This is a genomic window from Pseudogemmobacter sonorensis, assembly GCF_042762395.1.
In the GTDB taxonomy this organism is placed as follows: Bacteria; Pseudomonadota; Alphaproteobacteria; order Rhodobacterales; family Rhodobacteraceae; genus Pseudogemmobacter; species Pseudogemmobacter sonorensis.
In genome coordinates this window covers 21,107-43,624 of sequence record NZ_JBEFZE010000031.1, presented here as the reverse complement: position 1 = coordinate 43,624, position 22,518 = coordinate 21,107, and the positions used below count along the sequence as shown (strand labels likewise).

The following is a 22,518-nucleotide window of genomic DNA, read 5'->3' as shown; positions in this document are numbered from 1 at the left end:
CGCAGGCGTGCAATGACGCTGCTGGCGGCGGTGAAACGCCGGGGGGCCACTCGTCATTCCAGCCAGGGGCACCAACTGGCCGCGCAAGGCCGCGGGGAGCGAAATGACGACTGTAGGAATTATCGGAGCGACCGGCTGGCTGGGATCGGCACTTGGCGCGGGGCTGCTGTCGCGCGGTCTCCTTGCGCCGCATGATCTGGTGCTTTTGAACCGAAGCGGACCGCGTCCCGATTATCACGGTTACGCGGGGGTGGCCTGGGCAAGCGATGTCGCCGATCTGGTCGCCCGGTGCGATACGGTCGTCGTGTCGGTGCGCCCCGAGGATTGGGCGGGGCTGTCCCTGCGGGCAGGGGGGCGGCTGGTCCTGTCCTTCATGGCCGGTGTCGGGGCGGGAAGGCTTGCGTCATGCGGGGGGCGGATCGTGCGCGCCATGCCCAATGCGGCGGCCGAAATCGGCGCCTCCTATTCGCCCTTCTGGGCCGATGCGGCGGTGACGGATGCGGATCGCGGTGTGGTCCGGCGCCTGCTCTCGGCCATCGGCACCACGGACGAGCTTGCCGCAGAAACCGACATCGACCTGATGACCGCCCTGCCGGGATCGGGCGCGGCCTATCCGGCGTTGATGGCGGTGGCGATGGCGGATTTCATGCGCGCGCATGGCATGTCCGAGGAGATCGCATGGCGCGCCGCCGAAGCCGCCGTCTGCGGCGGGGCGCAGCTTCTGGCCGGGCGGATCGCCGAAGCGCCCAAGCTGCTCGCCGCCTATCGCGACTATCGCGGCACCACGGCGGCCGGTCTCGATACCGCCGAGGCGGCAGGGTTCGGTCGTGCCGTCGCCGCCGCCCTTGCCGCCGCGACCGAAACCGCGCGCCGCATGGGCGCGGAGTAACCCGCCATGCCCCAGCCCCTTGCGACCCTCGACCAGGCGGAATTCGACGTGATCGTCATCGGTGCCGGAGCGGTCGGCTGCGCCAGCGCGCGGGAACTGGCCGGGCGCGGCTTTCGCATCTTGCTGATCGATCGCGGCGACATCGGCGTCGGCGCTGCGTCCCGAGTTGAACCGCGAATGGCACCTCGAAAGCGTCACCCACGCCCTGACAAGCGCAGGCCTGGCCACCAGCTTCACGGGGAAGAGAGGGAAATTAGGTCCTCAGGGTGTCCACGCCACCGCCGCTGAAACCGGCCTTCAATACCCCCTTGAAATAGCTGTCCACCAGAAATCGCACTGCCGCAATCTTTGCTGTCACGCCCTGAGCTGTCACGCCCTGAAATGTTCGGTGTCACGCTACATCCGGGATGATGGTGGGTGCGCCGGTGATGATGCTGCTGTTCGCGCAGTTCGGCAAGCGCACGGCGCTGATGGCGATCTTCACGCTGGGAGCCTGATGTCGGCGGTGGCGCCGGATTACTGGACGCTGCTCGCCTCACGCGTCGTCACCAGCCTGAACCATGGCGTGTTCCTCGGCCTCGGCTCGTTGGCCGCGGCGAGCCTGGCGCCGAAGGACAAACAGGCCAGCGCGGTCGTTACCATGTTCATGGGCCTGACCATTGCAAATGTCGGCGGCGTGCCTCTGGGGAAATGGGTCGGCCAGAGCATCGGCTGGCGTGAGGCCTTTGGCGGGACGGCGGTGTTGGGGCTGCTGACCGCCGTGCTGGGGGCCAGTGCGATGTTCGCGCTTTACACCTAAGTCGCGCCGGTGCCGAACACGCTGGCCTGGGCGTCGGGCGGCTTCGTCACGCTGGCGCGGGCGCTGATCGGGCTGGGCTTCGCCTTGGCCCACCACGGTAAAGATCAGCCAGGCGACTTGCGAGCCCAGCGAGCCCAGGTTGAAGCTCCAGAACAGCGAGGTGGTCAGCAATAGACCGCCGGTGACATTCAACGCGGTATAGCGCCAGTCCTCAAGGGGCAGGTAGCGCGACTGCAGCGATGCATAGACCAGCAGATAGAAGATGGCCCCCGAAAGACCGACAACATCCGGCGACCCCTTGGTTCGCACTCCTCCGCGCCCAAAATTCACATCTCCCCAAAGTGTTATGCGGCGCACCCCGTGGCCGGAGGCGCTTGTCCCGCGCGCCGGAATGGGAGATTTTCGCCGGGGAATTGTAAGCTCCGCCTTGTGAATGGGGGCATGATGAAATTTCATGGGCAGGCGATCCGCCACCGATGCCTCCCGGCTCCGGCGGCCCCCGCATGAAGGAAGGTTCACGCCATGCCCGGTCCGAGAGTGCCGCCGATCAATGTCCTGACCGCTTTCCAGATCGTGGCGCGCTGTGGCTCGATCTCGGCAGCGGCCGAAATGCTCGGGCTGACGCAAAGCGGGGTCAGCCGACAGATCGCACGGCTGGAGGATCACGTCGGCGCGGCCCTATTCGAGCGCACCGCCTCGGGCGTGGCGCTGAATGCGATCGGCGAGGAATACGCCTTGCAGGTCGGGCGGGCGATGGATGCGCTTTCGGTGCTGGGGGACGGGGTGCAGGGCACGCGCGACCGGGGGCGGGTGGTGCTTGCCTGCTCTCAGGGCGTGGCGGATCTATGGGTGCTGCCGCGCCTGAACCGGCTGCGTCAGGACCTGCCCTGGCTTGAGCTGAAGTTGAGGGTCGATGAGAATATCGGCCAGCTTCGCCCTGATGAATACGATCTTGCGATCTATCACCGTCCGGCCAGGACCGCCGATTTCGTGATGGAGCCGCTTGGCCCCGAAGAGATGGTCCCCGTCATGGCCCCCGGACAGCCGCCGCTGGTCGAGCGGGAAAACCCGCTGCTGTTGACCATGGAGGAAACCTTCAAGGAATGGACCGACTGGGGCAACTGGCTTTATGCCGCCGGGGTCAACCTGCCGGACACCACCATGCGCTGGAAGATGGGCAGCTACCGCCTGGCCATCGAGGCGGCGATGCAGGGGATCGGGGTCGCCATGGGGTGGACCTGGCTGGTTCAGGACCTGATCGATTCGGGCAGGCTGGCGCTGGCCCATCCTCAGCGCCTGATGGGGCCGGGCGGATATTACCTGATGCGCTCGGCCCATCGGCACCAGCGCCAGACGACGCGGCGGTTGGCGGAATGGCTATGCGACAGCAATTCCCGCCCTCTGACCGGCTGAAACCGCGGTGCTTGCACCCGGGCCCGTTTGATGAGGCCGAAACGTCACAGGGGTATGACGGAAAGTCATTTGCCCTGACGGCCCGGAATTCACAGGGTTCCTTACCGAGAGCAACGGTCCGCAGAAGACCGGTCAGACGATCCCCGAGGATCGCCGGAGCATCCGGCAGGAAAGGAACATGATGAAAGATACCCCCCGTTTTCAGATCGGGCGCCGTGGCCTTATTACCGGCGCTGCGGGCCTTGGCGCATTGAGCCTGTTGCCGCGCGGACTGGCGGCGCAAGAGGGCCCGAAGCGCGGCGGCGTGTTGCGCATGGGCATTGGCGGCGGCTCGACCACCGATGATTTCGACCTGCGCAAGCTCAATGACTGGGTGCCGGTCAACCAGGCCTATATGGTGATGAACGGTCTGGTGGAGATCGACGCCGACAATCTGGCGCAACCCGAGCTGTTCGAATCCTGGGAAGCCGCGCCGGGTGCCGTGGACTGGACCTTCAAGATCCGCCAGGGCGTGACTTTCCATAACGGCAAGACCCTGACCGCCGACGATGTGATCTATTCTCTGAACCTGCATCGGGGCGACAGTTCCTCGGCGGCGCGCTCGGTGGCCGCGGCGCTCAAGGAGGTGACGAAAGTCTCCGACAGCGAGATCCGCATCACGCTGGAAAGCGGCAATGCCGACCTGCCCTATGTCCTGTCGGATTACCATTTCCTCGTGGTGCCGGAGGGCTTCACCGACTGGGCCAATCCGATCGGCACCGGCCCCTTCCGGCTGGAAAGCGTCGAGCCGGGCGTGCGCGCGCGCTTCATCCGCAACGAGGATTACTGGAAACCGGGCTGCGCCAATGTCGACGCGGTCGAGGTGCTGGTGATCAACGATATCTCGGCGCGCACCAGTGCGCTGATGTCGGGCCAGGTCCATGCGATCAACAGCCTGGACTTCAAGACGGTGAACCTGCTTGGCCGCAACCCGAACCTCGAAATCGTCCGCTCTGCCGGGGGGCAGCATTTCACCTTCCTGATGAATTGCACCCTCGCGCCCTTCAGCGATGTCAATGTGCGCCAGGCCATCAAATATTCGGTCGACCGCGAGCAGCTTTTGCAGACCGCCCTTCTGGGCAATGGCCGGATCGGAAACGACCAGCCGATCCCCTCGAGCGACCGCTTCTGGAACAGCGAACTGCCGCAGCGCCCCTATGACCCGGACCGCGCGAAGTTCCACCTGAAGGAGGCCGGGCTCGACAGTCTCGCGGTGACGCTTCAGGCTTCGGATGCGGCCTTTTCCGGTGCGGTCGATGCGGCGGCGATCTACCGCACCGCAGCCGCCGCGGCCGGAATCGACGTGACGATCAAGCGCGAGCCCGCCGATGGCTATTGGGACAATGTCTGGATGAAGGCGCCCTTCTGCATGTCCTATTGGGGCGGGCGTCCGACGGCGGATCAGATGCTGACCATCGCCTATCAGTCGACCTCGGCGCAGAACGACAGTTTCTGGAAGAACGAGCGGTTCGACAGCCTTCTGGCCGAGGCGCGCGCCCTGCTTGAAGACGAAAAGCGCCGCGAGATCTATTGGGAGCTTCAGGCCATGATCCATGAGGACGGCGGCGTGATGATCCCGATGTTCGGCGATTATCTCGACGGCGTCTCGAAGAAGGTCCAGGGCGTGACCCCGCATCCGATGTTCAACCTGATGGGCGCACGGATGGCCGAAAAGGTCTGGCTGGAGGCATAATGGCGAAGCTGATCCTTCAGCGCCTGGGGCTGGGGCTGGTGACCCTGGCCCTGGTCTCCGTGCTGGTTTTCGCGGGAACCGAGCTTCTGCCCGGCGATGTGGCGGCCGCGATCCTGGGGCAGAATGCGACGCCGGAATCGCTGGCGGCGCTGCGCAGCGAGCTTGGGCTCGATGCGGGGCCGGTCGCGCGCTATCTGTCCTGGGCCTCGGGCTTTTTGCATGGCGATCTGGGCATGTCGTTGGCCAATCGCCAGCCGGTCGCGGATCTGCTCTGGCCGCGCTTTGCCAATACGATGGCGCTGGCGGCCTATGCGGCGGTGATCGCGGTGCCGCTGGCGGTGGGGCTTGGCATCGCCTGCGCCGCCTTTCGCGGCTCGTTCTTCGACCGGGCGGCGAATGTGGTGGCGCTGGCGACCGTGTCCTTGCCGGAATATTTCCTCGGGCTTTTGCTGATCCTGTTCCTGTCGGTGCAATGGGGCCTGTTCCCCAGCCTTGCCGACACCTGGGACGGGATGGGCCTTGGCGCCTGGCTTGCGGCCACGACGCTGCCGATGCTGGTCCTGGTGCTGGTGACCGTGGCGCAGATCATGCGGATGACCCGGACCACGGTGTTGGCGGTGATGGACCAGCCCTATATCGAGACGGCGTTCCTCAAGGGCATGCGGAACGGCCGCGTCGTGCTGCGCCATGCGGCGCCGAATGCGGCGGCGCCGATCATCAACGTCGTCGCCTTCAACATCACCTATCTGATCGCGGGCGTGGTGCTGGTCGAGGCGATCTTCAACTACAACGGCCTGGGCCGGTTCATGGTCGATGCGGTGTCCAAGCGCGATCTGCCGATGGTGCAGTCGGCGGCCATGGTCTTCGCCGCTGTCTATGTGATCCTGAACATGATAGCCGATATTTCCGCCATCGCCCTGAACCCCAGACTGCGCCACCCCCGCGCGAAAGAGGCATAGGACCATGGCGTTCACATTCTTCGGGCGGCGTCTGCCGCTTTCGGCGGCATTCGGCCCGCTGGTCATCGCCGCCACGCTGTTCCTGTTTCTGTTCGGGCCGCTGATCGCCCCCTATGGCCAGGAAGAGGTCGTCGGCATGCCCTTCGACACGCCTTCGGCGGCCCATCCCTTCGGGTTGGACCAGAACGGGCGCGACATGCTTTCGCGGCTGTTCTGGGGCGCGCGGATGTCGATCGGCGTGTCGCTGGCGGCGGTGGTGATCTCTTTCGCGATCGGCGTGCCGCTTGGCTTTCTGGCCGCGCTGCGTGGCGGCTGGCCGGATGCGGTTGGCGCCAGGCTCGTCGATGTGGTGATGAGCGTTCCGGTCCTGATCTCGGCGCTGGTGGTGTTGCAGGCGCTCGGGTCGAGCCTGCCGGTGCTGATCGGGACCATCGCGCTTCTGGACAGCACCCGCGTCTTCCGCCTGGCGCGGATCGTGGCCCAGGGCATCACCGTCATGGAATATGCCGAGGTCGCCCGCCTGCGCGGCGAAAGCACATGGTGGATGATCCGGCGTGAGATCCTGCCCAATGCCCTGCCGCCGCTGATGGCGGAATTCGGTATGCGGTTCTGCTTCACCTTTCTCTTCGTCGCGGGGCTGTCCTACCTGGGCCTTGGCGTGCAGCCGCCCTTCGCCGACTGGGGGGGCATGGTGCGCGACAACCAGCAGGGCATCCTCTACGGGCTTTATGCCCCGCTGTTTCCCGCCGGGGCCATCGCGCTTGTCACCATCGGCGTGAACCTCGTGGTGGATCAGGCGCTGGCGGGTCGCACCGCCTGGCAGGGAGAGAACAGATGATGGCAACCGCGACCACATCCCCCGTGCAAGTGCTGGAAATCCGCGACCTGCGGGTCGAGGCGCCGGGCGGGGCCGTGCTGCTTCACGGCGTCTCGCTCGACCTGGCCCCGGGCGAGGTGCTGGGGCTGATCGGCGAATCCGGCGCCGGAAAGTCGACCATCGGCCTTGCCGCCATGGGCTACGGGCGCGGCGGTTGCCGCATCACCGGCGGCGAGATCCGCCTTGTCGGGACCGAGCTGCGCAGTGCCGGCCGGGCCCGGCGCGAGGAACTGCGCGGCACCCGCATCGCCTATGTCGCGCAAAGCGCGGCGGCGGCGTTCAATCCGGCGATGCGGCTGGACAGCCAGATCCTGGAGGTGCCGCTTCAGCACCGCCTGATGCCCGAGGCCGAGGCCCGCGCCTGGATGGTGGAGCTCTTCACCGCCCTGCAACTGCCCTCGCCCGAGACCTTCGGCGCGCGCTATCCGCATCAGGTTTCCGGCGGGCAGTTGCAACGCGCGATGATCGCCATGGCCATGGCCGGAAAGCCCGATATCCTCGTGCTGGACGAGCCGACCACCGCGCTGGACGTGACGACGCAGATCGAGGTTCTGGCGCTCTTGCGCGAGGTGATCCGGCGCTATGGCACGGCGGCGCTCTACATCACCCACGACCTTGCGGTGATCGCGCAGATCGCCGACCGGCTGATGGTCTTGCGCCATGGCCGCGAGGTCGAGCTTGGCACCACCGAACAGGTGCTGGAGGCGCCGCGCGCTGAATACACCCGCCAGTTGGTGGCCGAGCGGCGCGAAAGCCTGGGCCAGGCCGAAGCCGTGCATCACACGACCGGCGAGCGGTTGCTTGAGGTCGCCAATGTCGATGCCTTCTACGGTCAAAGCCAGGTGCTGCACGATGTCTCTCTGTCGCTGGCACGGGGCGAGACGCTCGCGGTGGTCGGTGAAAGCGGCAGCGGCAAGTCGACGCTGGCCCGGCTGATCGCGGGGCTGCTGCCGCCAACGGCCGGATCGGTGCGCTTCGGCGCGGCCGACCTGCCTGCAGGCTTCAGGGCGCGCGGACGCGAGGAATTGCGCCGGGTGCAACTGGTCTATCAACTGCCCGATGTCGCGCTGAACCCGCGCCAGACGGTGGCCGAGGCGATCGGGCGGCCGCTCGCGCTGTTCCGGGGGCTGAAGGGGCGCGCGCTTCGCGATGAAACCGCGCGGCTTCTGGACCTCATCGGTCTGCCTGCGGATTTCGGGGCGCGCCTGCCCTCGGCCCTGTCGGGCGGGCAGAAGCAGCGGGTCTGCATCGCCCGCGCCCTTGCCGCCGAGCCTGAACTCCTGATCTGCGACGAGGTGACCTCGGCGCTCGACCCGCTGGTCGCGGAAGAGATCCTGAAGCTTCTGCGGCGCCTGCAACAGGATCTGGGGATGACCTATCTGTTCATCACCCACGACCTGTCGGTCGTCCGGCGCCTGGCCGACCGGGTGATGGTGATGAAACAGGGCCGCGTGGTCGAGACGGGTGAAACCGCCGCGCTTTTCGACAGCCCCGCCGATGCCTATACTCGCCGGTTGCTCGACGCCGTGCCGCAACTGCGGCGCGACTGGCTCGATGCCGTGATGGCCGCTCGCCAGGGCGGCTGATCGCCCGGCCTCTCACGATTTTCCGCCGGGGGACAATCGCCCCCCGGCCCTTTCCAAACCCTTCGGAGGGCAGGATGACCATTGAAGTGATCGAACATACCTGGATCGCGATGCGCGACGGCACCCGCCTGAGCGCCCGCATCTTCCTGCCCGAAGGGGCGCGGTCCCATCCGGTGCCCGCCGTGCTGGAATATATCCCCTATCGCAAGCGCGACGGGACCCGTGGCCGGGACGAGCCGATGCACGGCTATTTCGCGCAGAACGGCTATGCCGCCGTGCGGGTCGACATGCGTGGCGCGGGCGATTCCGAGGGCCATCTGGCCGACGAATATCTGTTGCAGGAACAGGACGATGCGCTTGAGGTGATAGACTGGATCACCGCGCAGGACTGGTGTTCGGGCAATGTCGGCATGATGGGCAAAAGCTGGTCGGGCTTCAACTGCCTGCAAGTCGCCGCTCGCCGCCCGGCGGCATTGAAGGCGGTGATCTCGGCCTATTCGACCGACGACCGCTTCCGCGACGACATCCACTACATGGGCGGGTGCCTGCTGAACGACAACCTCTGGTGGGGCTCGATCATGCTGGCATATCAAAGCCGCCCGCTCGACCCGGTGATCGCGGGCGAAGGCTGGCGGGACCGCTGGCTTGAGCGGATCGAGCGGCTGCCCTTCTTCCCCGCGCTCTGGACCGCGCATCAAAGCTATGACGCATATTGGAAGCACGGCTCGGTGCAAGAGGACTGGTCGGCGATCCAGTGCCCGGTGATGGCGATCGGCGGTTGGACCGACAGCTACACCAACACCGTGCCCCGCCTTCTGGAAAACCTTCAGGTGCCCAGTCTTGGCATCATCGGGCCCTGGGGCCACATCTACCCGCATGACGGTGTGCCCGGCCCGGCCATCGGCTTTCTGCAAGAGGCGGTGCGCTGGTGGGACCACTGGCTGAAGGGCATCGACACCGGCATCATGGCCGAACCGAAGCTGCGCGCCTATGTCAACGATCCGGTCCGGCCCCTGGGCACACGCATCGACCAGCCCGGTCGCTGGGTGGGCGAGGCGCAATGGCCCAGCCCCGCGATCCGGCCCCGCAGGCTGCACCTGACCGCGACGGGCCGCCTGGCCGACACCCCCGCGCCGGGGCCCGCGCTGAACATCCGCTCGCCGCAGAACCATGGCCAGGCGGCGGGCGAATGGATGGGCACCGGCTGCGCGGGCGAGATGCCCACCGATCAGCGGCTGGACGACGGCGGTTCGCTGAACTTCGACCTGGAGGTTCAGGGCGAGGGCTTCGAGATCCTCGGTGCGCCGGAACTGCTGCTCGACCTCGCCTCGGATGCGCCGGTGGCGCAGGTCGCCGTGCGGCTTTGCGACGTTCTGCCCACCGGCGAGGTGCTGCGCGTCAGCTATCAGGTGCTGAACCTGACGCATCGTGATGGCCACGAACATCCCGAGCCGTTGGCGCCAGGGCAAAGCTATCCGGTCAAGGTCACGCTTTCGGCCTGCGGTCACCGTTTCCTGCCGGGCCACCGGCTGCGCGTCTCGGTGGGCACGGCATATTGGCCCGCCGTCTGGCCCGCGCCCCATGCCGCGACGCTGACGATCCGGCCCGAAGGGTCAAAGCTCGTTCTGCCGGTGCGCGACCTGTCGCTGCACCAGACCGAGGTGTCCTTCCCCCCTCCCGCGCATGGGCCGATGACGCCGATGACCCAGGTCGATCCGGGGCGGGTGGGCCGCTGGTCGTCGTTCGACCATCTGACCGGGGTCGCGACCTATGTGACCGAAGGCGAGGGCGGGCTGTTCGGCGAGGGGATCGTGCGTTTCGACGAGATCGACACCACCCTCGCCCATAACCTGCGGCGCGAGCTGACGATCCGGCCCGACGATCCGCTTTCGGCCCGCTATGTGCTGACGCAAAGCTACGAGATGGGCCGCGAGAGCTGGCTGACCCGTGTCGAGACGGTGACCGAGATGACGTCGGACGCCGGGTTCTTCCACCTGAAAGGCAGCCTTGTCGCCTTTGAGGGCGAGGCCCGGGTCGCCGCGCGGGAATGGTCGGAAACGATCCCGCGCAATCTGATCTGAGCCCCTTCGCCGCCTTGGGTGCGACCGTCTCGCGAAGGCCGTGACCACACGGATTTCCCAAGCCGGACGACCGTATCGCCGATCGCCGCCTCGGTGATGCGGGTGATGGTATAATCATCGGGCTGGTTGAACGATCCCATCACTGGGATGTTCAGCCTGCGCTGTTGCAGTTGGGTGGGCAGGCTGGCGTTGATCTCGGGCAGGTGGAGGCTCAGCAGTGCATCAGGAAGGGCGGGGCGGTCAGTTTCGTGCGGCTCTTGTCGGTGTTGAGTTTCGCGCGCGGCTCCTCCAGCGCGGTGACGTCGATTTCCTCGACGCTGGAGATATGCGGGACATTGCGATTGGCGAGCGACATGCGCTCGGCGATCTTGCGGCGCAGGCCGATGAACTTAACCTCGGTCACTTCGGTATTCGGGCGGCCTAGGGCGGGGCCGGGCGATGCCCCGCCGCCTGCGAAATATCGGTCCAGATCCTCATGCGTGATTTGCCCAGCGGGTCCGGTGCCATGGGCGCGGCGCAGGTCGATTCCGGCCTCGCGCGCCCTTGCCCGCACGGCGGGCGAGGCTAGGGGCTTTTCGCCCTCTGGGCGAGGGGCACCAGAGGAGGCGGGGCGGCTGATGGCCGGTTTCGGCGCCTCCGCGGGTTTCACCGGCACCGCCACTGGTGCTGGTGCAACAGTTTCAACGACAGGCGCAGCTTCGGGTTGCGCCGGGCCTGCGGCCAGATTGCGCTCGCCCGCCACCTCCAGCCGGATCAGTTCCGACCCGACCGCGATCAGCGTACCGATCTCGCCGCCCAGCGAGAGGACGCGCCCGGTGACGGAACTCGGGATTTCGACCGTCGCCTTGTCGGTCATCACGGCGGCAAGGGGGTCATCCTCGCGCACCTTGTCGCCGGGCTTGACCATCCATTCGAGCAGTTCGGCCTCGGCGATGCCCTCGCCGATGTCGGGCATGCGGATTACATAGATAGCGGTGCCGACAATGCCCTGCTTGCTGATCGGGCTGTCGAAGCAGCGGGGGGTGCCGTATTTCTGTTGCTGGCCAACGGTTGCGCGGAAGACGCCGACGAAATAGCCGCCATCCTGGCCGAAGACCACGACACGCTCGTTGCGCGCCATCGCCACATCCATCGCGTCGCAGATAGCCTCGATCATGCTCATCTGCACCATTTCAGCATCCCAGCTCCTGGCGTTGGCGGATCAGATGCTGCGGCATCTCGGCATAGGCATGCTCGAACATCGAGCTGACGGGCGATTGCGCGCCCGAGCGCAGGGTGCCGATGGCGGCGGCCTCTTTCTGCACTGCCATGACTTCGGCCATGATCTCGGCCTCGGCCTGGGCGTGGTGTTCCTGGGACCAGATGCCCTTGCTGATGAGGAAGGTCTTGAACCGCTCTATCGGGTCGCCGAGCGGCCAGGCCGCCGCCTGCAAGGCCGGGTGATGGGCCGAAGAGTCGTCGGTGGCGCAATGGGCACCGCTGCGATAGGTCACATATTCGATCAGCACCGGGCCATGGTTCAGCCGCACCCGCTCTGCCGCCCATTTCCCCGCCGCATAGACGGCGAGGTAGTCGTTGCCATCGACCCGCAGCGACGGGATGCCGTAGCCATGGCCACGCGCCGCGAAGGTCTCGGACTGCCCCCGCGCAATGCCCTAGAAGGTCGAGATCGCCCATTGGTTGTTGATCACGCTCATGATCACCGGCGCCTGATAGGCCGAGGCGAACAGCAGCGAGGTCGGGAACTCGCCTTCGGCCGTGGCACCGTTCCCGATCCGGAAGGCCGCGATCTTCGTGTCATTCATGATTGCCGAGGCCATTGCCCAGCCCACCGCCCGGGTGCATTGCGTGCCCATATTGGCCGAATGCGAGAAGAAGCCGCGCTCCAGCGAGGCGTAGCAGACCGGAAGCTGTCGGCCTTTGATCGGGGCGTCGGTGTTGGAATAGATCTGGTTGACCATCTTCAGAAGCGGATGGTCGCGCCCGATCAGCAGCCCCGCCTGACGGAAGTAGGGATAATTCATGTCGCCCGGATCAAGCACCTGCGAAAAGGCGCAGGAGATCGCCTCCGTCCCGACATGCTGCATGTAGAACGAGGTCTTCTGTTGGCGCTGCGCGATCGGCATCCGCGCATCATAGACCCGCAGCGTCAGCATATGGCGCAGCCTCCTGATCAGCGCCTCCTCCGGCAGATCCGGCGCCCAGGGGCCGCTCGCCCTGCTTTCGTCACCCGGGACGCGGATCAGCGTGAAAGCCAGATCCCGGAGCGATTTCTGCTCCTCGTCGGCCGCGGGACGTCGGACCGATCCCGCCTTGGGCACATCCAGCCATGAGAAGTCGGGGTCATGTCCCGGGCGCGCGCCCGGCTATTGCACCGTGAGCAGCAAAGCACTTCCGTTCTATGAAAGTCCCCCCCCCTCCGACAGCACATGATAAATCTGTGCGCTCACAATTGTATTCGCATTGTAACTTATATCATGATCCGCCAACGCGTTTTCGAGTGGAACCATCCGATGCGGGGCCTTCACGGCCTTGTCGTGAAAGTCGGCGGGCGCGTCCTTTTCCCGGTTGGGCCCAGGTTTCGCGTTCGATCATAGTGGCGCCGAACGCATGGATGCGGCCGAGCCCGTCAGGGCCAGGACCCAGCATCGCTCGACTCGGTTGGGCGAAAGTGGAGCGGGCTTGCACTCAACACTCCGCCCCGCCTTATACGCCTAAGCGTGGAGGCAAGGCAGGAGATCCTTCCCGGTGGGCAGGGGTTTTGCGGCTTGACCCACCGGCGCGATCCGACGAAGATTTATCGCAAGTCGGTCCCGACCTTGATCAAAGCTGCGATACGGGCTCAGATTATGGGGCCGGAACCTGGGGCAGGACCCGGACAGCGGCCACAGACCGGAGTAATCGCCTTCAGGCCCTCTCTCGCCACAGGACCTCTTCGCCCATGAGCATCCCATCTTCGATACTCTCGCGCTTTCTGTGTTCCGGCCTTGCTGCGGCTGTCCTTCTGGCGCCGCTTTCGGCGCCCGCCCGGGCCCAGGGCGTGACATCCGCCGGTTGGCGGGCAGTGCTTTCCGAAGCGGGCTGCCCCGCCCCGGATCTGGGCAACCGTTCTGCGGACATGCCCTGGAGCCCGGACCAGATACTTGTCCTTGCCCTTGGGTTCGAGGAGATATCGGTCGTTGAACTCGACCGGCGCTCACAGATCGGGCTGCTGCCCTATGTCGAGACCGGCAAGCGGATCTCGGATCTCGACAATGCGGCCGCTGTCACCGACAGGCTGCTGTCGGATATGCCCGCCGCCGAGGGCAAGTTGCGCGAGGCCGCCGGGCGGTTCGGCGCGGAATTTTGCGCCCTTGCAAGGATCATCGGGCAGGAAAGCCTTGAATCGCGCTGGCGCGGCCAGCAGGGATACAGCCGCCTCTACGGCCCGGACAAACGGGTCGCACAGCATTTCCTTGCCGCGAACGGTTGCAAATCCTTCGACGATTCCGGCGTTTTCAGCGATTTCGACCGCGAAGCCTGGAACAGGGCGGTGGAAGGGCCGCTGCCGGACCTCGTGCTGGGCGAGGGAAGTGCGCCCGCGCCTGCCGCCATCCTTGAATTCGCCGCCCATGGCTTTCCCGGCCTGGCCTGCGGGCCCGGCGCGGGCGCTCCGCTGCACGCCGCCCTGCTGCTGGAACTGGCCGACGATTGCAGCTACTGGGACCGGGGGGCTGTGCCGCGCGGCATCGGCGCGTTCCTTGTCGAGGCGCTGGCCGAGGAACGCGACATCGGTGCGGTGATGCGCGGGCTCAACGGGCTTTGCGGCGATCACGGCCTCCATTCGGGGCTTGATCTCGCGTCGCAACTGGCGCTGGACAGCGGCGTCCATATGCTGCCGACATGGGCCGGAGAGATTTCCGAACTCGCGGAACTGACGCTGAGGATGGCCGATTTTCTGGCCGCCGCCTTGCCCGATCAGACCGATCCGCCCCGTTTGCCCGAGGCCGACTCTCTATTCAACCACGCCGCCCGGCTGATCGAGCGTCCGGGTCAGGCCGATCCGGGCGAGGCCGAATTCGCTGCCCGGGTGATTCTGCCGCTGGTCGAAACCCGGCTGACCGGGGATTCCTGGTTCCGGCCCCAAGGTGTCCTGTCGCACCTGAGCCTGCACCCCGGCCTGCCCGCAGATCTGCGGGCGGATTTGGAGCGCGCGGCGCTGACCTCGGGCCTGTGGCTGCGCGACCCGGGGCTGGTGGCCCGAGCGGTGGATGGCGCGATCGCGGGGCAGGACGACAGTACAGACGCCATCTTCGTCGCGCGCCGACTGGGCGAGGCGATCAGCCAACTGATCTCGGCCCCCTGGCGGCCGTTCGATCCCGGGGCCGAGGCCGAGGCCTCCGGCGGGTTCGGCTTGCAGGACAGCGGGTTGATCCGCCCCGACATGACGGTGTTGTTCGAGGGGGTGCCGCTTCTGGCCAATCTGGCCAGGCTCGTCGCCGTCCGGCCCGAGGCTTCGGACGCGATCCTTGCCCTGGGCGATCCCGGGCTTGACCTCGCGCTGGCCTCGGCACTGCTCGAGGGGCATTCCGGCCAACCGCGCAGCCCCGGACTGACCGGCCTTGCCCTGCGCCATATGCGGGCCTCGGCCGAGGGCGGCAATTCCATGGCTGCGTTGCGCCTCGCGCAGATGATCGAAAGCGGGCTTGGCACAGTGCCCGACCCGGCTGCCGCCCTGCCTTGGTATGAGGCCGCCGCCCGGGGCGGCCAGCCCGAAGGCGAGATCGCGCTGGCCCGTGCCACCGAAACCGGAGCGGGCCGCGACCCCAACCCGGAAGCCGCACTTCGCCACTATGCCCGCGCCTTCGGGATCACCGGGCCGCATCGCCCCGATCCGGCCAATGCGGCCGCGCTCAGGATGCGGCTCGTCCTCGGCTTAGGCGTTTTCGGCCAGCCCGCTGGGCAGGAGATGGAAGTCGCTCTGCAGCGCCGGGTGCTGGCGCTTGGCGAGGAAGAGCCCTGGCGCCAGATCGAGACCGCCTATCGCATCGCGCTGGATCACCTGTCGAGTGCCTCGGGCCTTGCGCCTGATCCGGGCCGGGCGGTGGACTGGCTGCGGATCGCCGCCGCCATGGATCTGGCGACATGGCAGGAGGCGGCTCAGAGCGAATGGACAGACGCGGAAGCGCCGCCACGTCCCCGGCATGAGGCCGCCATCCTGCTGGCGCAGATCCTGGCGGCCGAGCCCGACCTGGCCGCCCGCCCGATGCCTGCGGGCCTCGCACCCGCAGACATCGGCCTTGACGAGGTGATCCGGGCGCAGCCCTTCCCGCCCGGCGGGTCGAGGGCCGACCCGCCCCCTTGGGCGCTCTGCGCCGACAGCCTGCATCCCGAAATCGGCGATTGCGCCGATGCGGCCGCCCGGGCCGCCACGGGCGCGCATGGCCCCGACCCGATGCGCGCCGCGCTTGACTGGCTGCGCGACCGTGCCGCCGAAGAGGCCTCCGAACAGCGCAGCTCGGGCTACCTGGCCGCGCATCGGGTCGAGGCGGGCTATGTCGAAAGCGGCTATGTCTCGATGCGCCGCGAGGCCTGGGCCAGCGCGGCACTGGCCCAGGTCCTGGCCTTCTGGGGCGACTGGCAGGGCGCGCAGGAGGCCGCGCGTCCCTTCCCTTGGCTGCCGCTTCATCCCGCTTTCGCACCGCGCGAAGACCAGTTCCGCCGCCTCGCCTCGCGTGCGGTCGAGGGTCGTGCACCCGCCGGATGGCCCGAGATCCTTGCCACGCTTGAGGTTTTCGCAGCCCGGGGCGATGCGCAATCGGCCGAGATCCTGGATCTGGCCGAGGCCATGGCGGGCGACAGCAGCGGCGAGGGGGTCGCCGAAGCACCCGCCGCCGATCTCGACGCCGCGCGCGAAACCTTCGCTATCGCCGAACCGCTGGGCCAGGGCAGCGCCGGCCTTGCCTGGGCCGCGCGCCGCCTTGCGCCGCTTGAGGCTGCGGCGGGCAATGGTGCTCGGGCGGTCGAGCTGGAGTTGATCGCGCTGAACACCGATCTGGCCCGCGCCGGGATCGACAGCCTGCTGCACGGGCCGCTTCCGGGCGACCTGACCCGGATCTGTGGCTGGTCGCGCGCTTCGGAACGATTGTTCGCCATCGGCGAGAATGCCCTTGCGCTGACGCTGGCGGAACTGGCGGTCAACCGGCTTCAGGCGCTGCGCGCCGGGCTGACAGGCCTGCCCGAATCGCTGCAACTGTGCTTCCGCGACCAGGTCAGCGACCATTACCGCTGGCTGGCCGGGCTTTACATCGACGCCGACCGCCATGCCGAGGCCGACCATGTGCTGATGCTGCTGAAGGATTTCGAGACCTACCGCTTCGTCGGCAACGACGCCGATTTCGGCCCCCGGGCCGCCGAGATCCTGGCGCCCCATGCCAATGAAGCTGCGGTGACCGAGGCGCTGTCCTTGGCCACCCCGACGGTCACCGGCCAGTCGATCCGCCGCCGCGAACTGCTGCTTGCGCGCCGTGACGCCCCGCTTTCGGCAGCCGAGACCACCGAGCTTGAGGCGCTTGAGGCCAGCCTCGGTGCCGCCGCCAAGGCGCGCGAGGCCACGATCACCGCCCTGGTCGAGGCCGCCAGCGCCATCGGCCGCCCCGGCAGGGGCGACGATCTGATGACGGGAAAGACCATCAAGCGCCACCTGCGCGCCCTGGGCGAAGGCAGCCGCGCCGCCGCCATCCAGTATGTGGTGCTGGATGGCCGTATCGGCATCGTTCTGACCACGCCCGTCTCGCAGCAGGCTTTCGTCGTCGACCGGCTGGGCGATGACCGGCTCGACCCCGGGAGCCTTGCCCGCGCGGTAGAGGACTTCCGTGCTGCGCTGACCGATCCGCGCCGCGACCCGCGACCTCCGGCGCGGATTCTGCACAACCTTCTGCTGCCGCCGGAGTTGCGCGCCGAACTGGCGGCGGGCGGGATTGACCGGCTGGTCCTCTCGCTCGACGGGCCGCTGCGCTATGTTCCGGCGGCGGCGCTGCATGATGGCGAACGCTGGCTGATCGAGGATTTCACCCTGTCCCATGTCACCGGCGCCCCGATGGCCGAACGTGACGCCGACCTGGCTGAATTCGCCGGTTTCGGCGTCACCCGTGCGCTTGGCGGCCTGCCCGCGCTGCCGGGCGTGGCCGAGGAACTGGCCCGCATCTCGGGCCCCGAGGGCCCAGGGCTTGAGGCCAGGGTCTGGCTGGATGAGGCATTCACCCGCGACAGCCTCGCCTCGGCGCTGTTCTTCGGCGACGGCTTTTCCGAGGATCTGGGCATTCTGCATCTTGCCTCACATTTCAAACTGGGGCGGACGGAAGCGGAGTCCTTCCTTTTGATGGGAGATGGTTCCATGCTCTCGGTGGCGGAACTGCGGGCGGGCTTCGGCTCGGACCTGGATTTCAGCGAGTTGGGCCTGCTGACGCTTTCGGCCTGCGAGACCGGCTATGGCCTTACCGGCCCGGGGGGCAACGGCGGCGAGGATGGGGCGGAGCTGGAAAGCTTCGCCGCCGTTGCGCAGGGTGCCGGGGCGCGGGCGGTGGTGGCGACGCTCTGGCCGGTGAACGATCGTTCGGTGGCCGAGGTGATGGCCGGTTTCTACCGCAACGCCTTTGCCGCCAAGGGCGCGACCGACGGCGGCGATCTGGCCCGCGCGCTAGCCCTGACGCAGCGAGATTTCCTTTCGGCCGCCACGGTGCCGCCCCCTGATTCGTCGGAACGCGCGGCGGTGGCGCTCGACCCGTCCGAGGGCGGAGAAGCGGCGAGCGGCGCGCCGTCGATGCCCGGCTACAGCCATCCCTATCACTGGGCCGCGATCGTGCTGATGGAGGGCGCGGGATGAAACGCATGACTCAGATCACGGCGGCGCTCGCAACCCTGGCAGCCGCGCTGGCGCCCGCCGTATCCCATGCCCAGGCCGCATGTTTCGCCCTGGAGCTGTCCCCGGGCGCCCCGCCCCATCCCGGTGGCCTTGCCGAATTAACATGGTCCGAAAGCGGCGATTTCGACCTGACCTTCCCCGGTGCGCCAACCGCGGTCTTCAACGGCCATTGCGCGCTCGGCCCTGATGGCCGGGCGCATTGCTCGATCAATTGCGACGGCGGCAACCTCTACCTGACGCGGAACGAAACCGGGATCGAGATGGATTTCCGCGGCTTTCGGCTGGAATCTCTGCGCTTCGACTCCATCGCTTTCGGGATCGAACAATGGGATGCCGACGGTCTTTCGGTTAGCGGGCGCTTTGATCTGCGCCCCGCTGCGCCCGGGACCTGCGCCGCCCTCGCTCGCCGCCGCCCGGAGCTGACGCTGGAACCCGGCGATTATTCCGCCACCGTCGAGCGGGTGGAACGCGCGCTGGCGCTTTCGGGCCAGTTCGCCGAGGCCCCCGACTGGCTCTATACCGCCGCCACCGCCGAGGCGGTCCGGCGTTTCCAGATCGAAATGGGGATCGAGGCCGACGGGCGGGTCGATCCCGCATTGCTGCGGCTGCTCGGGGTGCGGGTCAGCTATGGCAGTGGTGGCTGCTGAGCGACGATCCCTCCCATGGGGGGCGACTACCCGTCCCCTTTGCGCCAAGGGCTGGATATGGGTGCTTTTTCTTTCCCGTGCGGGTTTATCCCACGGCTTGGGTGGCGGGTTATGCCGCCCGCAGTGAGGCTGTTCGGTGCGACGGCACGGATCTGGAACCCGGCGTCCTGACGATTGTAGTCAGGCGCTGGTCCGGCAATGTCGTGCCGTGCGACCTTGTTTCGATGCGAGTTCGGAAACCCCTCTCAATCCAGAACCGTCACTCCCGAACCTTCAGCTCACAGACCGACAGTCAGACTCAGAACTTCGGTAACGGGGACGTCTCAGTCAAGGGATTTCGTCTTCTTCAAGGGCACCTGCACCCGCGGGATCTACGACGGTGAGGCTTGGCCGCCACGGGTCCGAGGCCAGGCCGGACGAAGACGGCGGTGGAGACCATCTTCACCGGCAAGGAACGTCTCTACAATCGTCGTTTCCTGCAGATGGCCGACCATTATCTGGTCGAACCTGTCGTCTGCACCCCAGCCGCGGGCTGGGAGAAGGGCCAGGTGGAAAGCTAGGTGGAAAGCCAGGTTGGCACGGTCCGCCAGCGGTTCTTCTGCCCCCGCGTCGGGGTCAAGAGCTACGAGGAACCGAATGCCTGGCTGCTGGACAAGTGCATCGCGTCGGCGAGGAGCAGCAAGCATCCCGAGCTGACGGACAAAACCGCCTGGCAGGCCTTCCAGGTGGAGGGCATGCACCGCCGCTGGTTCGAGGTCAGGCCCGACGGCGACCGCACCTTGTCCCCTATGCGGGGCGCTTCGACGGATTCCATTCGTTGCCTGCGCACTCGACCATTGTTCTCGAACCAATGGCGAACAAGGTCTCGTATGTCGAAGATCTGTCTCCTGCGCTTCGACAACAACAAATACTCGGTCGCGCAACGGCTGTCGGGCGGCAGGCCGAGATCACGGCCTATGTCGAGCGGATCGAGATCCGGCAGGAGGGCCGACTGGTCGGAGACCACCCGCGTCACTTCGGCCGGGACCGGACAATCTACAATCCCTGGCACTATTTGCCTGTTCTGCTTCGCAAACCCGGGGCTCTGCGTAACTGCGCGCCGTTCAAGGACTGGGGTCTGCTCGGCGCCCTCAAGCAGAGCCGCCGCAAGCTGCGGGGGTCGGCGGATGGCGACCGCCAGATGGTGAAGATCCTTGGCGCCGTGCTGGCGGAAGGGCTGCCCGCAGTGCAGAAAGCCTGTGCCGAAGGCCTTCCCGCAGGGCGTCCACTCTGCCGATCCTCAGCCATCGGGCTCGAACCGATAGCGCTGCGATGGCTCGACGTCGAAACCGGAAACGACAGTTGGCGTATCAAAACACGAGCCTGAATGCCCTGCAAAACGCAGGCCCGCGTCGGCCGCGCCGGTTGCAAAGCTACGCCGCTACCGGCTTGCTCACCCGGGCGCCAGAGGCCGAACTTTGGGGCCCCGATCAGGGGCGGCGCCATTCAACGCCGATTGACAGGCTGCGCCTTTGCCGACCTGCCGCCACAGGAAACGGGTTTGATATCCAGTAGCGCCGTGCCATCAAGGCAATCGAGGGGACCGACGACAAGGATATGCCCCTCGACTCCGATCAGAGGCACCCGCGACAGTGCCACCGGATTGGGCCGATGCGGAGAGCGCATGGCGAAAACACCGCGCTCGACACCGTCATGCGGGCTGACCGAGCGGAACACTTCGCGCGGCGCGCGGTCGAACCAGTAGAGGAGATCCAGTTCGGGCGCCGCCAGAGCATGAAGCCCTTCGGCATGTTACGGCAGTATTTCCAGACGCGCTTCCTACCCACCCCGTCCCGGGCCACTCAGGCAATCCGCCAGCATTCTCCACGGGGTGCGGATCTGGCCAATGGGCCGCAAAAGGATGGGTGCACTCATGGCTTTGCAGCCCGGCCGCGCAACAGAGACTGTGCGGTATAGACAAGGATCGCGGCCCCGACCGCGCCCGCCACTGCCACCAGCAAGAGCACGATCACATCAATCGGGCCACCAATGTCGCGAAAGCCCGAACTGGTCACATTCTGCACGAACAGCACCGCTACTATGGCGCCGAACGGCATGGCAACCTGCGCCCAGAGGAATTTGCGCCAGGACACCGCCCGATCCCGGATCAGCACATAGATATAGGCCGCCGTCACCAGAACGGCAGCGGCCACCATCCCCCAGAAAAGGCCGCGCCCGAAGATTTCCTCGAACACCGCGATCATCGTTGAAAATGTCAGTTCCTGCATGATCCCCTCCCCCTCAGGCCTTGCCGCGCAGCATGGCGTTATATGTGGCCTTCAGCGCCACCTCCTTCATCAGCCAACTGATCCACAGCTCCTCCAATGGCGCGATCAGACCGGGGAAGGATGGCACGAGGTTGTTGTGATAGTCGAACTCGACCAGCATTGCCTTCCCGACCCGCGTGATCATCGGACAAGAGGTATAGCCGTCATAGACCGCCGTGCCTTCCTTGCCCTGAATGGCGGCGATCAAATGATCCTCGACCACCGGCACCTGCCATTTCACCGATGCGGCGGTCTTGCCCTTTGGCACCCCCGCCACATCGCCTAGCGCAAAGATCTCGGGATAGCGCAGATGGCGCAGGGTATTCATGTCGCATTCGACCCAGCCCTGATCAGTCCATTTATCCGCCCAGGACAGGCCGGATTGGCGGATCACCTCAGGCGCGCGCTGCGGCGGGATGACGTGCAGATAGTCATAGGGCATCTCAGTAGTGGAGTTCACCACGGCGCCCGTCCCCGGATCGGTGGTCACGGTGGCAAAGGTCGCCCGCTTTGCCCCGGCATCAATGGCGGTCAGGGTCTGGCCGTAATGCGGGGTGATCTTGCGCTCACCGAACAGCATACGCACCTTTTCCGAGACGATCGGCACCGAGAACAGCACCTGCTGTGGGCAGGCGTAATGGGTTTCGTATTTGCCCTTCGCATCGCCACGACTGGCGATGTCGTCGATCAGGAACGTATGTTTCAGCGGCGCGCCGGCGCATTTCATCTCGGTCGCCGGACGGGTGAAGAGACCCACGCCGCCTTCCTCGGTGAACCTCTGCGCGGCCTGCCATGTCTTCGCGGCGTGTTCCGGCCCGGCATAAAGCGCGCCGATGCCGTTCTGCCCGACCATATCCAGCGAAAAGCCGTCGATGGCGTCATGGTCAAGTACAAGGCCGGGCGCGACCACCAGGAAATCATAGTCCAGCCGCTGGCCGCTTTCCGTCGAGACGGTCTTTGCCAGCGGATCGATTGCAGCGGCCCTCTCTGCAATCAGCGTCACGCCTTGCGGCAGCCAGTCGGTGGTCTGGCTGACAACATAATCCGCCGGTTTCAGCCCCGCCGCGACCAGAGACAGCCCCGGCTGATAGAGGTGTTCGCGGCGCGGATCGATCAGCGTGATCGCAGCACCGTCCAGCCGCTCGACCAGACGATTGGCAAGCGTCGCGCCGCCCGCCCCCGCGCCGATGATCACGATCCGCGCCCTGGTCGCCAGCTTCGCCGCCCGCGCCTGACCACCGAGGCCAAGCGCCAGCGCCCCAACCACGCCCAGCCCCAACAGGCCACGCCGCGTGCTTCGAAATTCCGTCATTGTGAAAACTCTCC

Annotated in this window: 15 protein-coding genes and 3 pseudogenes; 12 read left to right on the top strand and 6 right to left on the bottom strand. The window is 66.7% G+C overall.

Annotated features, from left to right (window positions below; genetic code table 11):
* The first annotated feature begins 103 nt into the window (after positions 1-103).
* From ABNX41_RS17500 to ABNX41_RS17490, 3 genes are all read left to right on the top strand, one after another.
* Positions 104-889, top strand: a complete 786-nt coding sequence (locus ABNX41_RS17500) for a pyrroline-5-carboxylate reductase family protein (RefSeq protein ID WP_438670987.1) — start codon at positions 104-106, stop codon at positions 887-889.
* A 6-nt stretch (positions 890-895) separates the two neighbouring features.
* Positions 896-1,177, top strand: a complete 282-nt coding sequence (locus tag ABNX41_RS17495; RefSeq protein ID WP_438670986.1) for an FAD-dependent oxidoreductase — start codon at positions 896-898, stop codon at positions 1,175-1,177.
* Between the two features lie 208 nt (positions 1,178-1,385).
* Positions 1,386-1,688 (top strand): MFS transporter, encoded by a 303-nt coding sequence (locus tag ABNX41_RS17490; protein WP_438670997.1) that lies wholly within the window; start codon positions 1,386-1,388, stop codon positions 1,686-1,688.
* 147 nt (positions 1,689-1,835) lie between these two features.
* Here the strand turns inward: ABNX41_RS17490 and ABNX41_RS17485 are convergent.
* Positions 1,836-2,144, bottom strand: a pseudogene (locus ABNX41_RS17485) (CBU_0592 family membrane protein); the annotation flags it as partial.
* 66 nt (positions 2,145-2,210) lie between these two features.
* Here ABNX41_RS17485 and ABNX41_RS17480 point away from each other — a divergent pair.
* The 6 genes from ABNX41_RS17480 to ABNX41_RS17455 all read left to right on the top strand — a co-directional run bounded on the left by ABNX41_RS17480 (position 2,211) and on the right by ABNX41_RS17455 (position 10,336).
* Positions 2,211-3,101 (top strand): LysR family transcriptional regulator, encoded by an 891-nt coding sequence (locus tag ABNX41_RS17480; RefSeq protein ID WP_438670985.1) that lies wholly within the window; start codon positions 2,211-2,213, stop codon positions 3,099-3,101.
* A 178-nt stretch (positions 3,102-3,279) separates the two neighbouring features.
* Complete coding sequence (locus tag ABNX41_RS17475) at positions 3,280-4,833, top strand: ABC transporter substrate-binding protein (protein ID WP_438670984.1); 1,554 nt, start codon at positions 3,280-3,282, stop codon at positions 4,831-4,833.
* Positions 4,833-5,792 (top strand): ABC transporter permease, encoded by a 960-nt coding sequence (locus tag ABNX41_RS17470; protein WP_438670983.1) that lies wholly within the window; start codon positions 4,833-4,835, stop codon positions 5,790-5,792. The genes ABNX41_RS17475 and ABNX41_RS17470 overlap by 1 nt, the downstream gene beginning before the upstream one ends.
* Positions 5,793-5,796: 4 nt before the next feature.
* On the top strand, positions 5,797-6,630 hold the full coding sequence (locus ABNX41_RS17465) for an ABC transporter permease (RefSeq protein WP_438670982.1): 834 nt from the start codon (positions 5,797-5,799) through the stop codon (positions 6,628-6,630).
* On the top strand, positions 6,627-8,255 hold the full coding sequence (locus ABNX41_RS17460; protein WP_438670981.1) for an ABC transporter ATP-binding protein: 1,629 nt from the start codon (positions 6,627-6,629) through the stop codon (positions 8,253-8,255). Before ABNX41_RS17465 ends, ABNX41_RS17460 begins: the two co-directional genes overlap by 4 nt.
* A 74-nt stretch (positions 8,256-8,329) precedes the next feature.
* Positions 8,330-10,336, top strand: coding sequence for a CocE/NonD family hydrolase (locus ABNX41_RS17455; protein WP_438670980.1), 2,007 nt, complete (start codon positions 8,330-8,332; stop codon positions 10,334-10,336).
* 211 nt (positions 10,337-10,547) lie between these two features.
* Here the strand turns inward: ABNX41_RS17455 and ABNX41_RS17450 are convergent, their stop codons facing one another.
* A complete protein-coding gene (locus tag ABNX41_RS17450; RefSeq protein ID WP_438670979.1) occupies positions 10,548-11,507 on the bottom strand; it encodes a biotin/lipoyl-containing protein in 960 nt (319 codons plus the stop codon).
* 1 nt (position 11,508) lies between these two features.
* Positions 11,509-12,663: pseudogene (locus ABNX41_RS17445) on the bottom strand (thiamine pyrophosphate-dependent dehydrogenase E1 component subunit alpha).
* A gap of 614 nt (positions 12,664-13,277) precedes the next feature.
* Between ABNX41_RS17445 and ABNX41_RS17440 the strand changes: the two are divergent.
* The 3 genes and pseudogenes from ABNX41_RS17440 to ABNX41_RS17430 all read left to right on the top strand — a co-directional run.
* Positions 13,278-18,200, top strand: a complete 4,923-nt coding sequence (locus ABNX41_RS17440; RefSeq protein ID WP_438670978.1) for a CHAT domain-containing protein — start codon at positions 13,278-13,280, stop codon at positions 18,198-18,200.
* Positions 18,197-18,886 (top strand): peptidoglycan-binding domain-containing protein, encoded by a 690-nt coding sequence (locus ABNX41_RS17435; protein WP_438670977.1) that lies wholly within the window; start codon positions 18,197-18,199, stop codon positions 18,884-18,886. The genes ABNX41_RS17440 and ABNX41_RS17435 overlap by 4 nt, the downstream gene beginning before the upstream one ends.
* Before the next feature lie 321 nt (positions 18,887-19,207).
* Positions 19,208-20,163 (top strand): annotated as a pseudogene (locus ABNX41_RS17430) (Mu transposase domain-containing protein); the annotation flags it as partial.
* A 208-nt stretch (positions 20,164-20,371) separates the two neighbouring features.
* Here ABNX41_RS17430 and ABNX41_RS17425 read toward each other — a convergent pair.
* The 3 genes from ABNX41_RS17425 to ABNX41_RS17415 form a co-directional block, all read right to left on the bottom strand.
* Positions 20,372-20,641 carry a TrmO family methyltransferase domain-containing protein gene (locus ABNX41_RS17425; RefSeq protein ID WP_438670996.1) on the bottom strand — a complete coding sequence of 90 codons (270 nt, stop codon included), beginning with the start codon at positions 20,639-20,641 and terminating at the stop codon, positions 20,372-20,374.
* A 155-nt stretch (positions 20,642-20,796) separates the two neighbouring features.
* The gene (locus ABNX41_RS17420) at positions 20,797-21,153 is read right to left on the bottom strand and encodes a DUF5368 domain-containing protein (protein ID WP_438670976.1); all 357 of its coding nucleotides are present in this window, start codon (positions 21,151-21,153) and stop codon (positions 20,797-20,799) included.
* 13 nt (positions 21,154-21,166) lie between these two features.
* Positions 21,167-22,504 carry an NAD(P)/FAD-dependent oxidoreductase gene (locus tag ABNX41_RS17415; protein ID WP_438670975.1) on the bottom strand — a complete coding sequence of 446 codons (1,338 nt, stop codon included), beginning with the start codon at positions 22,502-22,504 and terminating at the stop codon, positions 21,167-21,169.
* Positions 22,505-22,518 lie beyond the last annotated feature (14 nt).

Bases quoted from the DNA above. Each gene is read 5' to 3' on its own strand.
- ABNX41_RS17495 (WP_438670986.1), top strand. From the start codon at position 896: ATGCCCCAGCCCCTTGCGACCCTCGACCAGGCGGAATTCGACGTGATC.
- ABNX41_RS17435 (WP_438670977.1), top strand. From the start codon at position 18,197: ATGAAACGCATGACTCAGATCACGGCGGCGCTCGCAACCCTGGCAGCC.
- ABNX41_RS17500 (WP_438670987.1), top strand. From the start codon at position 104: ATGACGACTGTAGGAATTATCGGAGCGACCGGCTGGCTGGGATCGGCA.
- ABNX41_RS17450 (WP_438670979.1), bottom strand. From the start codon at position 11,507: ATGGTGCAGATGAGCATGATCGAGGCTATCTGCGACGCGATGGATGTG.
- ABNX41_RS17460 (WP_438670981.1), top strand. From the start codon at position 6,627: ATGATGGCAACCGCGACCACATCCCCCGTGCAAGTGCTGGAAATCCGC.
- ABNX41_RS17465 (WP_438670982.1), top strand. From the start codon at position 5,797: ATGGCGTTCACATTCTTCGGGCGGCGTCTGCCGCTTTCGGCGGCATTC.
- ABNX41_RS17470 (WP_438670983.1), top strand. From the start codon at position 4,833: ATGGCGAAGCTGATCCTTCAGCGCCTGGGGCTGGGGCTGGTGACCCTG.
- ABNX41_RS17490 (WP_438670997.1), top strand. From the start codon at position 1,386: ATGTCGGCGGTGGCGCCGGATTACTGGACGCTGCTCGCCTCACGCGTC.
- ABNX41_RS17475 (WP_438670984.1), top strand. From the start codon at position 3,280: ATGATGAAAGATACCCCCCGTTTTCAGATCGGGCGCCGTGGCCTTATT.
- ABNX41_RS17455 (WP_438670980.1), top strand. From the start codon at position 8,330: ATGACCATTGAAGTGATCGAACATACCTGGATCGCGATGCGCGACGGC.
- ABNX41_RS17440 (WP_438670978.1), top strand. From the start codon at position 13,278: ATGAGCATCCCATCTTCGATACTCTCGCGCTTTCTGTGTTCCGGCCTT.
- ABNX41_RS17415 (WP_438670975.1), bottom strand. From the start codon at position 22,504: ATGACGGAATTTCGAAGCACGCGGCGTGGCCTGTTGGGGCTGGGCGTG.
- ABNX41_RS17480 (WP_438670985.1), top strand. From the start codon at position 2,211: ATGCCCGGTCCGAGAGTGCCGCCGATCAATGTCCTGACCGCTTTCCAG.
- ABNX41_RS17420 (WP_438670976.1), bottom strand. From the start codon at position 21,153: ATGCAGGAACTGACATTTTCAACGATGATCGCGGTGTTCGAGGAAATC.